We start from the raw sequence: 14,661 nt of genomic DNA on the forward strand, positions 1-14,661 counted from the left end.
GGGGACTCGCGGGCAGGAGCGGGGGACTCGCGGGTGTTTACTGCCTGCGCAGGATCGGCCGTAGTGAGTCCAGCACGCCTGGGTCCTCGATGGTGGAGGGCACCGGCTCGTCGCGGCCGTCGGCGATCCCGCGCATCGTCTTGCGCAGGATCTTGCCCGAACGGGTCTTCGGCAGCGCGTCCACAACCGAGACGTCGCGAAACGCCGCGACCGGGCCGATGTCGGCGCGCACGGCGGCGACCAGTTCCTCCCTCAGCCGCTCCTCATCGATGTCCACGCCCGACTTCAGCACCACGAAACCCCACGGCAGCTGACCCTTCAGCGGGTCGTGCACACCGATGACGGCGCACTCGGCCACGGCCGGATGCGCCGCGAGCACCGCCTCCATGGAGCCCGTGGACAGCCGGTGGCCCGCCACGTTGATCACGTCGTCGGTGCGGCCCATCACGAACAGGTAGCCGTCCCCGTCGCGGTAGCCGGAGTCTCCCGTGAGGTAGTGGCCCTCGTATCGGGACAGGTACGCCTCGACGAAGCGTTCGTCGTCTCCCCACAGTGTGGGCAGCGCGCCGGGAGGCAGCGGCAGTTTGATCGCGATGGCGCCCTCCTGACCCGGCGGCAGCTCCTCGCCCGATTGCCCGAGGATGCGCACGTCCCAGCCAGGCACGGGAACGGTCGCGGAGCCGGGCTTCACGGGCAGCTTCTCGATGCCGCGCGGATTCGCCGCTATCGGCCACCCGGTCTCGGTCTGCCACCAGTGGTCGATCACGGGTACGCCAAGTTTGTCGTGTGCCCAGTGGTAGGTCTCCGGATCGAGCCGTTCGCCTGCCAGGAAGAGGGTGCCGAACCGCGAAAGGTCGTGCTTGGCCAACTCGGTGCCGTCCGGATCGACCCGTTTGATCGCTCGCAGCGCGGTGGGAGCGGTGAACAGCGCCTTCGCGCCGTGCTCGGCGATGACCCGCCAGAACGCGCCCGCGTCCGGGGTTCCCACTGGTTTGCCTTCGTAAAGTACTGAGGTAGCCCCCACCAGCAGCGGTGCGTAGACGATGTAGGAGTGGCCGACCACCCATCCGACATCGGAGGCGGTCCACCACACGTCACCCGGGCCGATGTCGTAGACCGCACCCATCGACCAGGCCAGTGCCACCGCATGCCCGCCTGCGTCACGCACGACCCCCTTCGGCTTCCCGGTGGTGCCGGAGGTGTAGAGGATGTAGAGCGGGTCGGTGGCGGCTACCGGAACGGGATCGGCCGGTGAGGCGCCTGCCATCAGCTCCTGCCAGTCCACGTCGGTGTCGGTGAGTTCTGCCCGCGCCGCGTCGCGTTGCAGCACCACGACCCTGTCGGGCTGGTGCTGCGTGGTCTTCAACGCCTCCTCGATGATCGGCTTGTACTCGACGGTCCTTGTGGGCTCAATGCCGCAGGAGGCCGCCACGATCGCCTTCGGTTTCGCGTCCTCAACTCTGGCGGCCAGTTCCTTCGGGGCGAACCCGCCGAACACCACGGAGTGAACAGCGCCGATGCGGGCGCATCCCAGTATGGCGATCACGGCCTCGGGAACCATCGGCATGTAGATGATCACCCGGTCGCCCCTGCCGACCCCGAGTGACACCAGCGCCCCCGCGAAGCGGGCGACCTCGTCGCGTAACTCGGCGTAGGTGTAGCTGCGCCGCGAGCCGGTGACCGGCGAGTCCCATACCAACGCTGCCTGCTCGCCCCTGCCGCGTTCCACGTGCCGGTCCAGGGCGTTGTAGGCGGTGTTCAGCTCACCGTCGGGAAACCACCGGTACAGCGGAGCGGCCGACGCGTCCAGCGCGCGTCGCGGCGCGCGGGTCCAGTCGACGGCCTCGGCGGCCCGCAGCCAGAACCCTTCGGGGTCGGAAAGGCTGTACCGGTATTGCTCGGCGTAGGCGCCCATCGTGCATGCCTCCTCGTCGTCGAGGTCCAGCACAAACCGTAGAGTGACAAGCCTGCCCCACACCAGTGGCGGCGGGACCAGCGGCTTCGCTCACCTGTCACGGTCGCGAGCCGCCCCGGTGGCCGGTGGCATATTCTGGTGCCGACGGCAAACCGCCGGGCGACGCGGCGAAGGGGCGAGGGGTGGAATCGATCGCGAGCTCGTTGCTCTCGCTGGCCTACCGGCTGTTCCAGCCGGGATTCTGCCCCGGCGACTGGGCATGGGCCACGAGCATGGCCGGCGCCATCATCGCGCTCTTTCCCGTCGCGGGCGCCGTGGTGGTCGCCATCATGCGCAAGTTCACCGGCAACCGCTACCACGGCCCGACGCTCATCACCATCGGTGCTGTCGGCGCCGTTCTGGTGTTGCTCGTGCCCTGGCTCTACGCGGCGGGGGTGTCCAGTGTCTTCAGGGCCGTGTTCGCGGGTGGCAACGGTGGCCTCTCCGCGGGCGAGGTGGACGCGCTGCAACAGCAGTACTGCTTCGTGGGCCCGCAGGACGAGTACCTGGGCGGCGGGCAGAACGTCTACGAGACGCTCTTCTATCCCTCCGGGGACGTGTTCGCCTACGGCTACTACCTGGGCATGCTCGTGGGCCTGCCGGTGTTGGCGCTGCTGGCCGTGCTCCTGCTGAGCAGGATCGCGCTGCGCAGGGGCCCGAAGTGGCCCGGCCGGCTGCTGTGGGTGCCGTTCGTGCTGTACGTCCTGGTCTCCTCCGGCGTCGAGGCCAACACCGCGGTGCATCTGTGGCTGGGGTTCCTGCCGGTCACCGTGCTCGGAGTGATCCCGGTCGCGCTCGTCGGGCCGCCCAGTTGGTCGGTGATCCAGAACTCGGACCGGCCACCGCAGCGTGAGCAGCCACCGCCCTACGTGCCCCCCGCGCAGCAGGAGCAGAAGCCACCGCCACCACCACCGCCCGCGAAGAACTACCCGCCCACCTCGGTGGCGCCCGCCCAGGAACTGGCTGCCGCGCCGGGCCCGGTGCCGCCACCACCAGGCTCGGGACAGGCCGGTAGCGGCAGGTTCCGCCGGGTGCGCAGGCTCGGCCACGGCGGGTTCGGCACCGTGTGGGAGGCGGTGGACACCCAACTCGGCCGCACGGTCGCACTGAAGATCGCGCACGTCCCGGACAAGGACACCGAGGAACGCATGCAGCGGGAGGCGCGGGCGCTCGCCGCGCTGAGCCACCCCAACTGCGTGCGGGTGTACGACCTGGTCGAGGAGTCCGACGGACTGGCGCTGGTGATGGAGTACCTGCACGGCCAGGCATTGGCGGAGAGCGTCGACACGGTGGGCCCACTGGACGACATCACCGCCGGTCGGCTGTGGGCCACCATGGCCAGCGCGCTCTCGGCCGCCCACGAGAAGGGTGTGCTGCACCGCGACGTCAAGCCGTCCAACATCATCGTGGACCCGGCAGGGCTGCCGCACCTGATCGACTTCGGGATCGCCCGCAGCAGGGGTGACGCCAAGCTCACCGCCACCGGCATGATGATCGGCACCCCCGACTACGTGGCGCCGGAGACCGCGGCGGGCGCACCCGCGAGCCCGGCGTCGGACGCGTGGCAACTCGCGGCGACAGTGAGTTACGCGCTGTCCGGCTACCCGCCGAGGGGAACGCGCGAGACGCCGATGGCCGCGCTGATGGCCGCTGCCCGCGCCGAACCACCATCGCAGTTGCCGAGGCAGAGCGTGCACGCGAAGTTGCTCACCGCATCGCTGGACCCGCAACCACGCAACCGGCCGACCCTGAACGCCGTGCAGCGCGAGGTGGAAGGCTGGCTGTCCAGGGCGGGCACCTCCGCGGAGGGCCCGGTCACCCGCGTGGTGCCAAGGGCAAGGTGACGTCCGAGGTTTGACCGCTGGCCGCGGTCACGGGTGGGGCACGGCCGGTTCCGGGTCAGCGCCACGATGGCAGCCAGAGTTCGGCCTGCCAGCGCGCGTTGGTGATCGGATCACCGTTGAGGACAGGCCACAGCCAGACGAAGTTCGCCACCACCAGCCCGGTGTAGAGGGCGACCACGAGCAGACCGGTACCCCGCCGTTCCAGTCCGTGCCGCGCGCTGCCGAGCAGTTGCCCCAGCACGAGCGTCAGCCCCAGCACCAGGAACGGCGCCATCGGCGTGGCGTAGAAGAAGTACATCTGGCGGTCGAGGTTGGCGAACCACGGCAGCAGGCCCGCGAAGTAGCCCACGAGCACCGCCGCGTACCGCCAGTCGAAGCGGAACACGGCCCGCCACAGCCCCCAGCCAAGCACCGGCAGCGCCAGCCACCACATCGCGGGCGTTCCGATGAGCATCGTCGCGCTGACGCACTCCGACTCGCCGCAACCGGTGACGTCGGCGCCGGATTCGTAGTAGTACAGCATCGGCCGCAGGCCCATCGGCCACGTCCACGGCTTCGACTCCCACGGATGGGGGTCACCTGCGGGTGTCGCCAGGTTCTCGTGGAAGTCGAGCACGTTGAGCGTGTAGAGCACGAGCGACCGCAATGCGTCCGGCACGAACCCGAAGGCACCGCTCCCGACGTTGTTGATCTCGACGTAGTGGCGGTCGGTGGCGGTCTCGCTCGCGAACCACGCCCACCAGCTGCTGAGGTAGACCAGTACGGCCATCACACCGATGTTCCACGCCGCAGGGGCGAGGTCCCGTCGCAGCATGCCTGCCCACGGTCGCGGAACGCCCGCCGTCCTGCGTGCCGCCACGTCGAAGGCGATACACAGCAGACCGAAGGCGATCACCCAGTACGCGCCCGACCACTTCACGGCGGTGGCAAGGCCGAGCGACAGCCCCGCGCCGAAGCGCCACCAGCGAAACCCCAGTTTCGGCCCGTAGGGAGATTCGTCGACCCAGCCCTCGCGTACGGCTACGGCCAGCCGTTGCCGAACCTGATCGCGGTCCACGAGCAGGCTGGCGAACGCCGCGAGCACGAACAGCGCGCTGAAGATGTCGAGCATTCCCATGCGTGACTGCAGGTGCAGTACGCCGTCGCTGATGACCAGAATGCCCGCGACAGCGCCGAGCAGGGTCGAACGAGTTAGCCTGCGTGCGATGCGGATCGTCAGCAGCACGATGAGCGCGCCCGCGATCGCCGCACTGAACCGCCAGCCCCAACCGTTGTAGCCGAACAACCATTCACCGATGGCGATGAGCTGCTTGGCCAGCGGCGGGTGCACGATGAGTTCGTAGCCGTAGTTGTCCTCGTAGCCGCCGTTACGCAGCATTTGCCATGCCTGCGGCACGTAATGCTTCTCGTCGAAGACCGGCGTGCCCTGATCGGTTGGCACACCCAGGTTCTGCAACCGTACGAACGCGCCGATCGCCGTCAGCACGACCGTGACGACCAGCGCGCGCAGCCGGTCGCCGGGCATCGGCCTGCCCAGCAGGGCGGCTTCCCTGTCGCTCGGTGGTTGCGGCGCCCGTCCTGGCTCGGGGCCCACACCGCCCCCTGACGAGCGGGCGAGGAGTGCGGTCACGGAGCCCGATCCTACGGGCTAGCCTCGGCCCGTGACGCTCGTACTGGCAGCCACGCCGCTCGGTGACCCTCGCGATGCTTCTCCCCGCCTCGCTGAGGCGATCGGTGAGGCTGATGTGGTCGCGGCGGAGGACACCAGGAGGCTGCGAGCGCTTGCCACGGCACTGGGAGTGACCCCGTCCGGCCGGGTTGTCAGCTTCTACGACGACGTGGAGTCTGCGCGGTTGCCGAAGCTGCTCGACGCCCTTCGCGCTGGTGAGACGGTGCTGCTGGTGAGCGACGCCGGCATGCCGAGCGTTTCCGACCCCGGCTACCGGCTGGTCGCGGCGTGTGTTGCCGAGCAACTGCCGGTGACCGCGCTGCCGGGTCCCTCGGCCGTCACCACCGCGCTGGCGGTCTCGGGGCTGCCGACCGACCGGTTCTGCTTCGAGGGATTCGCGCCACGCAAGAGCGGTGAGCGGGCGAGGTGGTTGCGGGAGCTGGCGGGCGAGTCACGCACCGTCGTGTTCTTCGAGTCGCCGCGCAGGCTGGCCGCCACACTCGCCGAGGCGGCGCAGGCACTGGGCGGCACGCGGCAGGCAGCGGTATGCCGGGAGCTCACCAAGACCTACGAGGAGATCCGCCGCGGCAACCTGGCGGAGCTGGCCCACTGGGCGGCGGAGGGAGTCCGTGGCGAGATCACTGTCGTGCTGGCCGGGGCGCGACCGCCCAGCGCGAGCACCGCCGACCTGGTCGCCGAGGTACTGGCCAGGGTGGAGGCAGGCGAGCGGCTGAAGACCGCCTCGGCAGAGGTGGCGGCGGCGTCCGGGGTTTCCAAGAAGGAGTTGTACAACGCCGCGCTGCGCGATCGCGCCAGCCGCGGCCAGGACTAGGCAGGGTTCGCGAGCAGCCGTTCCAGCGGGGCGCTCTTGTCCAGGCATTCCCGCCACTCCGCGTCAGGGTCTGAATCGGCGGTGATCCCGCCGCCCACTCCGAACGCGATGGTGCCGCCGCTGATCTCGAAGGTACGGATGGCGACGTTCAGCTCCAGCCCCGCGACGGGCGAGCACAGTCCGATCGCTCCGGTGTATACGCCGCGAGGCTGGTGCTCCAAATCGGCGATCAGTTCGAGCGCGCGGATCTTGGGCGCGCCGGTGACCGAACCGGGCGGGAACGTCGCGCGCAGCAGGTCCTCGTCGTCGTGGCCTGTGGCGAGCACGCCCTCGACCGTGGAGTCCAGATGCCAGACACCAGGGGCCTCGCGCACGGCGAGCAACTCGGGGACCCGCACGCTGCCGACCTCGCAGACCCGACCGAGATCGTTGCGGACCAGGTCGGTGATCATCACGTTTTCGGCGACATCCTTCGCGGACTGCCGCAGCAGCCGGGCCTGGTCGGCGTCGGCCGCCGACCTGCGCGGCCGCGTTCCCTTGATCGGGGTGGACCGCACGCGGCTTCCGTGGCGGGAAAGGAACAACTCGGGAGACATCGACACCAACGCACCCCACTCGCCAGCGAGATAGGCGGCACGCGCTGGTCGCAGCAGCCGGATGCCCTCGGCGAACAGCCCGCTCGGCTGGCCGTCGAACGGTCCGGTGAACCGGGTGCAGACGTTGGCCTGGAACAACTCGCCCTGCTCGATGGCGTAGACGCACGACTTGACGGCCGCGTGGTGCGGTGGCGGGCGCAGCAGCGACGTTGGTGTCCAGGTCAGCGCCGGTGGTGGTTCGGCGAGAGCGGCGTCGAGTTCGCGGGCCAGCTCCGAGGGGTCGGGCGCGGCTTCGGGGACGAGCGCCTCGAACCACCAGCGGCCGTCCGTGTCGAGCCGCAACACGTGGTCGGCCCAGCCCCAGGCCGCGCTGGGCAGTGCGCCCCGGCGGCAGGACGGGTCGGTGAGGTCGTAGGACAGGTAGCCGAACCAGCCACCGCCGACGGCTCCAGGCACCGCGTCGCGCACGGCCGGTTGCCGCGCCGGGGTGGCGAACGCCTCCGCGACGCTCGCGCTCGGCCGCAGGTCCACGCTGGGTGTCAGCACCGCTTTCGAGCCGAACCACTCGCCCGCCAGCGCGGCCGGGTCCGGCAGGCCGAGCGCGCGTGCCCTGCGGTGCAGGGAGCGCAGCGCCTCCTCCGGTGTCGCCGTTGCCCGCAGCGTGGTGCGTATCAGCCGCATGCGCGCCATTCTCGCCGCAGCTACCGTCGCAGCCGATGGTTCGCGTGACGGACACGACACGAATCGGCCCGGTAACCGGCGCCGGTTCCGCCAACCGCACCCACGAGCGCTTCGCCATAACCGCCACCGACCTCGGGATCACGTGGGACGGCTGCGACGGCCGGGTGTTCGTGCTGTTCGGCGACACCTACGGCAGTGGTTGGGGCGGGCACGGCGCTGGTCCTGCGCACGCGGACTGGCGGTGCAACACGCTGGCGTTCTCCTCCGGCCGGGACCTGCGGCGGGGGTTGCCGCTGGACGGCGTCGTCGAGCGCGAGGGCGGTGGCGCCTGCCAGGTGATTCCTTCCGGTCATGGTCGCGAGGTCACCGTGATTCCCAACAGCGGGCTGTGCGTAGCCGGCGACCAGTACGTGCACTACATGTCCGTGCGCGCGTGGGGAAGGCCGGGCAGGTGGCGGACCAACCACGCGGGTATCGCGGTGTCCACCGACGGTGGCCGCAACTGGGCCAAACCGCGTGCCGCGCGCTGGGGCAACCGGTTGGGCGGTGACCGGTTCCAACTGGGTGCGCTGACCCGAAGCCGGGAGTACGTCTACCTGTTCGGAACAACGAACGGTCGAGCGGGGGACGCCTACCTCGCCCGAGCGGCCGTTCCGGATCTGCTGTCCAGACGCCGCTACGAGTACTGGAACGGCAGCGGCTGGACACGGTGGCAGGGTGCGGCCACGGCTGTCTTCGAGGGCCCGGTGGGGGAGATGTCCGTTGCCTACCACGGCTGGCTCGGTCGCTGGTTGCTCATGCACCTGGACGAGCGCAGGAAGGGCATCGTGCTGCGTAGCGCGCCGGAGCTGACCGGGCCCTGGACCGAGGGTGAGGTGGTGGTGTCGGGGCGCGAGTATCCGGCCGTCTACGGGGGCTACCTGCATCCCTGGTCGCTGGACGGTCCCGACCTCTACTACCTGGTGTCCCAGTGGGGCCCCTACAACGTCTTCCTCATGCGAAGCACGTTGCGGCGGGACTGACGGTCACCGGCCCCGCAGCACGATGTCGGCGAGGGTGAACGGGTAGACGAGCGCGTCGTTTCCGTAGCCGCCGCCGTTGCCGTGTTGGTGCAGGCCCAGTCTGGAGTGGAACCAGCCTGGCCGTCCCGGGATGCCGTTGTGCCGCACCAGCCACAACACCACCTCGTCGTCGGCCCACTTGTCGGGGCGCAACCGCCGCTGCCAGTGCTCGTAGGGCGCGTAGACCAGCACTCGCCGGATACCGGCACACTGCCGCAGTGACTTGATCCACGACTTGACGAAGCGATCGTCGATACCCTCGGCGCCTACATCCAGCGCGGGCGCGAGCGAACCGGGGACGAGTGCGCCGAGCCGGGTGCCCGTCTGCGCGAGGTGTTTCGCCTGTTCCTGTGGCGCTCCCGGGCGGGCGTAGTGCCGGATGCCCGCGTGGATGCCCGCGCGGTAGGCATCGACGAGTTGCCGTGCCGCCTGCTCGTCCGTCCAGTTCATTCCCTCGGTCACGGTGATCGAGGCGAACGAGACGGCATTCGCTCTGACGGCGGTCCAGTCGGCCACCGCCTGCCGCGGCGAGAGGTTGATCCCGCGCTGCTCGCCGTACTCGTTCATGGCGCGAGGCTAACCCGCCCGGGCGGGTGGCGCGGGTCGACGAGCCCGCGCCACCTCACCCGTCGTGGGGATTGTCGGGTCAGGCGTTCTCCCTGCGGAAGGTTCGCACTCCCCACAGCATTGCCAGTGTGGTCAACGCCACCAGCACGAGGCTTCCGGTCAGCAGCGCGTCCACTGTGAAGTCCCCGCGGAATCCGGCCCGTTCGGCCTCGACGACGTGACTGAACGGGTTGATCCGCGAGATGGTGTAGAGCCACTCCGGGGCGAGGCCGGTGGTGATCGGCAGCAGAATCCCCGACAGCAGCAGTACCGGCAGCAGTACCGCGTTGAGCAGCGCGGGGAAGGCCTCCTCGCTCTTGAGAGTGAGGGCCAGCGCGTACGACGCGGAGGCCATCGTGACGGCGAGCAGCCCGGCGATCAACAGGCTCAGCGCGATCCCGCCCACTGGCGCGCGCAGCCCGAAGACCACCACGGCCAGCGTGATCAGCAGTATCGCCTGCACCAGCGCCTGCAGCGCGTTGTTGAGCACCTTGCCAAGCAGTAGCGCCGTCCTGCTCGCCGGGGTGACGCGTAACCGTTCCACGACGCCGCTGCGGTAATCGGCGAGCAGTCCGAACCCGACGAACGAGGTGCCGAACAGCGCGATCATCACGATCAGCGCGGGCGTGAAGATCGTCCATACGTCGCCGGGCGGGAACCCGGGCGTGCTGGCCACGACTTTCTCCAGCAGCGGACCGAACAACACCAGGTACAGCACGGGCTGCATGATCTGGATGAAGATCCAGGCCGGGTTGCGCAGGGAGAGCACCAGGTCCCTGCGAAAGATCAGCCACACGTCACGCCACATTCGCGACCTCCTCGGCATCCCGCAGGCTTCGGCCGGTGAGGGTGAGGAAAACGTCGTCCAGAGTCGGCCGGTGTACCCGCATCGAGCGCATCGCGATGCCTGCGGCGTCGAGCGCGCGCAGCAGCTCCGGTAGCACGGTGTCCCCCTGCGGTACCCGGAAGCGAACCAGGTCCTGCGCCGTGGATACCTCGTGCGCTCCGTCGAGTTTGGCCGCGATCTCCGCTGCGGCTGCCGCGTGAGCTTCCTCGACGCCGATTTCCACACCGTCGCCGGAGACCTTGGCCTTCAGCGCGTCGGGTGTGCCCTCCGCGACGATCCGGCCGTCGTCGATCACCAGGATGCGGTCGCACAGCGAGTCCGCCTCATCGAGGTAATGAGTCGTGAGGAACAGTGTCACGCCGTACTCGGCACGCAGTCTGCGGATGTGTTCCCACAGGTTCGCCCTGCTCTGCGGGTCGAGCCCGGTGGTGGGTTCGTCGAAGAACACCAGCCGCGGTTGGTGGATCAGGCCCAGCGCGATGTCCAGCCTGCGTCGCTGCCCTCCCGACAGTGTCTTGGCGAGCCGCTGGTCGAGACCGGACAGGTCGAGTTGCTCGGCCAGCGCGCTGCCGCGTTCGCGTGCCTGTGTCTTCGTCAGTCCGTAGAGCCTGCCCTGCAGTTCCAACTCTTCGCCGACCCTCGACTCCGGTGAGGCGCCTCCGCCCTGCGCGACGTACCCGATGCGGGCGCGCACGCCGACCGGGTCGGAAAGCAGGTCACGGTCAGCCACCGTCGCCTCGCCCTCGGTGGGGCGAAGCAGCGTGGTGAGCATGCGCAGGGTCGTCGTCTTGCCCGCCCCGTTGGGGCCGAGGAAGCCGACGAGTTCGCCCGCGTCGACGTCGATGTCGACGCCACGCACGGCCTCGACGGTGCGGCTGCGGGCGGTGAACCGCCGCGCGAGGCCGCGTGCCTTCATCATGAAACCCCTTGGTAGTCAAATTTGACTAGCTGGACGCACTCTGCCCGATGCGCGGCAACTAGTCAAATTTGATTACGACTAGCCGACCGCCGGGCGCCCGAATGACGGTCCCGCGTCGTCGGCCATCACGTATTCGCCCGTGCGCAGTCGCTCGATGAGATCCTGGGTCCACTCCAGGTCGGCCTCCGCGCGCGCCTGCCACAGCCGGTACAGCGCGTTCACGTGCTGCGGCTGTCCCCAGTCGCTGCCGTGCTCCAGCAGTGCGGCCAGATTCGCCCGCACGCCCTTCAGCTGAATGACGCGAAACTTGAGCAGCCTGATCGCGCGCTCGCGGCTGAGTGCGGGCAGGAACGTCAACGCGGCGGCGAACCCGTGGTCGTCGGTGGAGTCCTCACGCACCTCCGACAGCAGCTTCTGAAGGCGCAGGTCGAAGTCGGCCTCGCCGCTGTCGGTGAGCCGGTACGCGATGCGGCCGGGGCCCGCGCCGGGTTCGGCCTCGACCTGTTCGAGCAGTCCCTCGACCGCCATCTTCTTCAACGCGTGGTAGATGGAGCCGGGCTGCACGTTGGCCCACTTGTCGGCCGACCACGAGAGCAGTTCGCGGCGCACCTGGTAGCCGTGCGCGATCCCGTGCATACGAACCACGCCCAGCACGAGCAACCGAGTCGCCGACACCGGCCCTTCCCCTTCCGCTCCCTGGCGCACGAATCAGCGGACACCATCCGTAGGCTAAACGGGTATGAGCACCCCTGTGTTGACCGCGGTGGCCTGGCCCTATGCCAACGGTCCCCGCCACATCGGCCACGTGTCCGGCTTCGGCGTCCCCTCCGACGTCTTCTCGCGCTACCAGCGAATGGCCGGCAACCGGGTGCTCATGGTTTCCGGCACCGACGAGCACGGCACGCCGATCCTGGTCCAGGCCGACAAGGAGGGGCTTTCCCCGCAGCAGACGGCCGACAAGTACACCCGGCAGATCGGCGAGGACCTGCGCGGGCTCGGCCTTACCTACGACCTGTTCACCAGGACCAGCACCGGCAACCACGCCGAGGTGACCCAGCAGATCTTCCTTGCGCTCTACCGCAACGGCTACGTCGTCCCCAAGACCACCACGGGCGCGGTCAGCCCCTCCACCGGCCGCACGCTGCCGGACCGCTACATCGAGGGCACCTGCCCGATCTGCGGGTACGACGGCGCCCGCGGCGACCAGTGCGACAACTGCGGCAACCAGCTCGACGCCGCCGAACTGATCAATCCGCGGTCGCGGATCAACGGTGAGAAACCGAAGTTCGTCGAGACCGAGCACCTCTTCCTCGACCTCCCCGCGTTCACCGAGACGCTCGGCAAGTGGCTTTCCACCAAGACCGACTGGCGACCCAACGTCCTCAACTTCACCAGGAACCTGGTGGACGACATGCGACCCCGGCCGATCACGCGTGACCTCGACTGGGGGGTGAAGATCCCGCTGGACGGCTGGCGCGACCAGCCGCTCAAGCGGTTCTACGTCTGGTTCGACGCCGTGATCGGCTACTTCTCGGCGAGCGTGGAGTGGGCCCGCCGCAGCGGCGACCCGACGGCGTGGCAGCAGTGGTGGAACAACCCCGATGCTCGCGGCTACTACTTCATGGGCAAGGACAACATCACCTTCCACGCCCAGATCTGGCCCGCGTTGCTGCTCGGTCACAACGGGGAGGGCGACCACGGTGGCGAGCCAGGGCCGTACGGCGCGCTGCGGCTGCCAGACGAGATCGTCTCCAGCGAGTTCCTCACCATGAGCGGGTCGAAGTTCTCCACCTCGCGGGGCACCGTCATCTACGTCAACGACTTCCTGCGCGAGTTCGGTCCTGACACGCTGCGCTACTTCATCAGCGTGGCGGGGCCGGAAACGCAGGACACCGACTTCACCTGGGACGAGTTCGTGCGCCGGGTGAACTTCGAACTCGCCAACGAGTGGGGCAACCTGGTCAACCGGTCGATCTCGATGGCGCACAAGAACAACGGCGAGGTACCGGTCCCGCGTGCCCTTACGCGGCAGGACGAGGAGTTGAAGGCGCAGGCCAGGGCCGCGTTCGACACCGTCGGCGAGAACCTGCGCAGGTCGCGCTTCAAGCAGGCCGCGAGCGAGGCGATGCGGGTGGTCTCCGCCGCCAACAAGTACCTCTCCGACCAGCAGCCGTGGAAGCTCAAGGACGACCCGCAGCGGCGGGACACCGTGCTGCACACCGCGCTGCAGGTGGTTTCCGACGCCAACACGCTGCTGACCCCGTTCCTGCCACATTCGGCGCAGCAGGTGCACGAGGCGCTCGGCGGTACCGGGGTGTGGGCCGCGCAGCCTCGGCTGGAGGAGGTCGAGGACCTCGACATTCCCGGCCGGATCAACCCGATCCTGACCGGCGACTACGCGGGCGAGCAGGCCCGCTGGGAGTCGGTTCCGATCGAGGTCGGGCGGCCGCTCGCCAAACCGACGCCACTGTTCGCCAAGCTCGACCCGAAGCTGGGCGAGACCGGGCCGGACTGGGCTCCCATTGAACGCGCGTGAGCTTCCGCCCGCGCCGGAGCCGCTTCCGGCGTGGGCGATCGACTCCCACACACACCTGGACGCCTGCGGCGCCACCACGCCCGAGGCACTCTCCGCCGCCCTCGACAGGGCGCAGGCGGCGGGCATCGCCGCCGTGGTGACGGTCGCCGACGACCTGGCATCGGCCCGCTGGGTGGTCGAGGCGTCCAACTGGGACAGTCGGCTGTACGGCGCCGTCGCGTTGCATCCCACCCGTACCAAGGATTTCGGTGAGGCGGAGCGCTCTGAGATAGAACGCCTTGCCCGGGCACCAAGAGTGGTCTCGATCGGTGAGACCGGGCTGGACTACTACTGGGACTTCTCGCCGCCGAAGGCGCAGCAGGACGCGTTTCGCTGGCACATCGACCTCGCCAAGCGGCTGGACAAGCCACTCATGATCCACGACCGGGACGCGCACGAGGACGTGCTGCGGATTCTGGAGGAAGAAGGCGCACCGAGGTCGGTGGTGTTCCACTGCTTCTCCGCAGACGCCGACATCGCGCGCCGCTGCGTGGCACAGGGTTACCTGCTTTCGTTCGCGGGCACGGTCACCTTCCGCAACGCCCGAGCGCTGCACGAGGCAGCCAGGCTGGTTCCCGACGAGCAACTGCTCGTGGAGACCGATGCGCCGTTTCTCACCCCGCACCCGTTCCGGGGCAGGCCCAACGAGCCGTACTGCGCCGCCTACACGGTTCGTGGACTCGCCGAGTTGCGTGGCCAGGCGGTCGACGTGGTCGCGGAGGCTGTTCGCCGAAATGCCGAGCGGGTCTTCGGGCTGGGTGCGACTGAAGGGGCCGCGCGATGAACTCACCGTCACCGGGACGTTCACCGGCTGCGACATTCGGGTACGCGCACGCGTCCACAGGCGCAGTGACGAACCTCACTGGACTGCGGGGGGTGTTTGCGCAACCTCGCAGCCTTCGTTATTGTCCCGTGACCGTGTCGGGTGGTGACTTTGCGAGTCACCGCGCGGCCGGCCCACAGTCACGTCGGTGTACGTCGGGGAAGCGCCCTGCGGGGTGCTTGGGGCGGCGCTGACTGCGGGAGTCGGTGTACTTATGCGAAAGGGATCGACCCTGTGACTGGTAGACCTGGGCA

The 14,661-nt window shown here is 69.1% G+C and carries 12 protein-coding genes; 5 read left to right on the forward strand and 7 right to left on the reverse strand.

Annotated features, from left to right (window positions below):
* Window positions 1-37: 37 nt before the first annotated feature.
* Window positions 38-1,948 carry a propionyl-CoA synthetase gene (locus tag FHU38_RS04460; protein WP_313886664.1) on the reverse strand — a complete coding sequence of 637 codons (1,911 nt, stop codon included), beginning with the start codon at window positions 1,946-1,948 and terminating at the stop codon, window positions 38-40.
* Window positions 1,949-2,097: 149 nt separating this feature from the next.
* Between FHU38_RS04460 and FHU38_RS04465 the strand changes: the two genes are divergently transcribed.
* Complete coding sequence (locus FHU38_RS04465; protein WP_167175526.1) at window positions 2,098-3,798, forward strand: serine/threonine-protein kinase; 1,701 nt, start codon at window positions 2,098-2,100, stop codon at window positions 3,796-3,798.
* Window positions 3,799-3,853: 55 nt separating this feature from the next.
* Here the strand turns inward: FHU38_RS04465 and FHU38_RS04470 are convergent, their stop codons facing one another.
* On the reverse strand, window positions 3,854-5,428 hold the full coding sequence (locus tag FHU38_RS04470; protein ID WP_167166761.1) for a dolichyl-phosphate-mannose--protein mannosyltransferase: 1,575 nt from the start codon (window positions 5,426-5,428) through the stop codon (window positions 3,854-3,856).
* Between the two features lie 31 nt (window positions 5,429-5,459).
* Here FHU38_RS04470 and rsmI point away from each other — a divergent pair, with 31 nt between their 5' ends.
* Window positions 5,460-6,299: a 16S rRNA (cytidine(1402)-2'-O)-methyltransferase gene (rsmI, locus tag FHU38_RS04475; RefSeq protein ID WP_167166763.1), complete on the forward strand. Its 840-nt coding sequence runs from the start codon at window positions 5,460-5,462 to the stop codon at window positions 6,297-6,299.
* Here rsmI and FHU38_RS04480 read toward each other — a convergent pair.
* Window positions 6,296-7,576 carry an aminodeoxychorismate synthase component I gene (locus tag FHU38_RS04480; protein ID WP_167166766.1) on the reverse strand — a complete coding sequence of 427 codons (1,281 nt, stop codon included), beginning with the start codon at window positions 7,574-7,576 and terminating at the stop codon, window positions 6,296-6,298. The genes rsmI and FHU38_RS04480 overlap by 4 nt on opposite strands.
* Window positions 7,577-7,611: 35 nt before the next feature.
* Here FHU38_RS04480 and FHU38_RS04485 point away from each other — a divergent pair, with 35 nt between their 5' ends.
* The gene (locus FHU38_RS04485) at window positions 7,612-8,598 is read left to right on the forward strand and encodes a DUF4185 domain-containing protein (protein WP_167166768.1); all 987 of its coding nucleotides are present in this window, start codon (window positions 7,612-7,614) and stop codon (window positions 8,596-8,598) included.
* Window positions 8,599-8,601: 3 nt separating this feature from the next.
* Here the strand turns inward: FHU38_RS04485 and FHU38_RS04490 are convergent, their stop codons facing one another.
* From FHU38_RS04490 to FHU38_RS04505, 4 genes are all read right to left on the reverse strand, one after another.
* Complete coding sequence (locus tag FHU38_RS04490; protein ID WP_167166770.1) at window positions 8,602-9,204, reverse strand: GH25 family lysozyme; 603 nt, start codon at window positions 9,202-9,204, stop codon at window positions 8,602-8,604.
* Between the two features lie 79 nt (window positions 9,205-9,283).
* Window positions 9,284-10,051: an ABC transporter permease gene (locus FHU38_RS04495; RefSeq protein WP_167166772.1), complete on the reverse strand. Its 768-nt coding sequence runs from the start codon at window positions 10,049-10,051 to the stop codon at window positions 9,284-9,286.
* Window positions 10,041-11,009, reverse strand: coding sequence for an ATP-binding cassette domain-containing protein (locus FHU38_RS04500; RefSeq protein ID WP_167166774.1), 969 nt, complete (start codon window positions 11,007-11,009; stop codon window positions 10,041-10,043). Before FHU38_RS04500 ends, FHU38_RS04495 begins: the two co-directional genes overlap by 11 nt.
* A gap of 78 nt (window positions 11,010-11,087) precedes the next feature.
* Window positions 11,088-11,684, reverse strand: a complete 597-nt coding sequence (locus FHU38_RS04505; RefSeq protein ID WP_167175529.1) for a PadR family transcriptional regulator — start codon at window positions 11,682-11,684, stop codon at window positions 11,088-11,090.
* A 64-nt stretch (window positions 11,685-11,748) separates the two neighbouring features.
* Here FHU38_RS04505 and metG point away from each other — a divergent pair, with 64 nt between their 5' ends.
* Window positions 11,749-13,545: a methionine--tRNA ligase gene (gene metG, locus FHU38_RS04510; protein WP_167166776.1), complete on the forward strand. Its 1,797-nt coding sequence runs from the start codon at window positions 11,749-11,751 to the stop codon at window positions 13,543-13,545.
* Window positions 13,532-14,368, forward strand: coding sequence for a TatD family hydrolase (locus FHU38_RS04515; protein ID WP_167166778.1), 837 nt, complete (start codon window positions 13,532-13,534; stop codon window positions 14,366-14,368). Before metG ends, FHU38_RS04515 begins: the two co-directional genes overlap by 14 nt.
* Window positions 14,369-14,661 lie beyond the last annotated feature (293 nt).

The organism is Saccharomonospora amisosensis (genome assembly GCF_011761185.1).
Lineage (GTDB): Bacteria > Actinomycetota > Actinomycetes > Mycobacteriales > Pseudonocardiaceae > Saccharomonospora_A > Saccharomonospora_A amisosensis.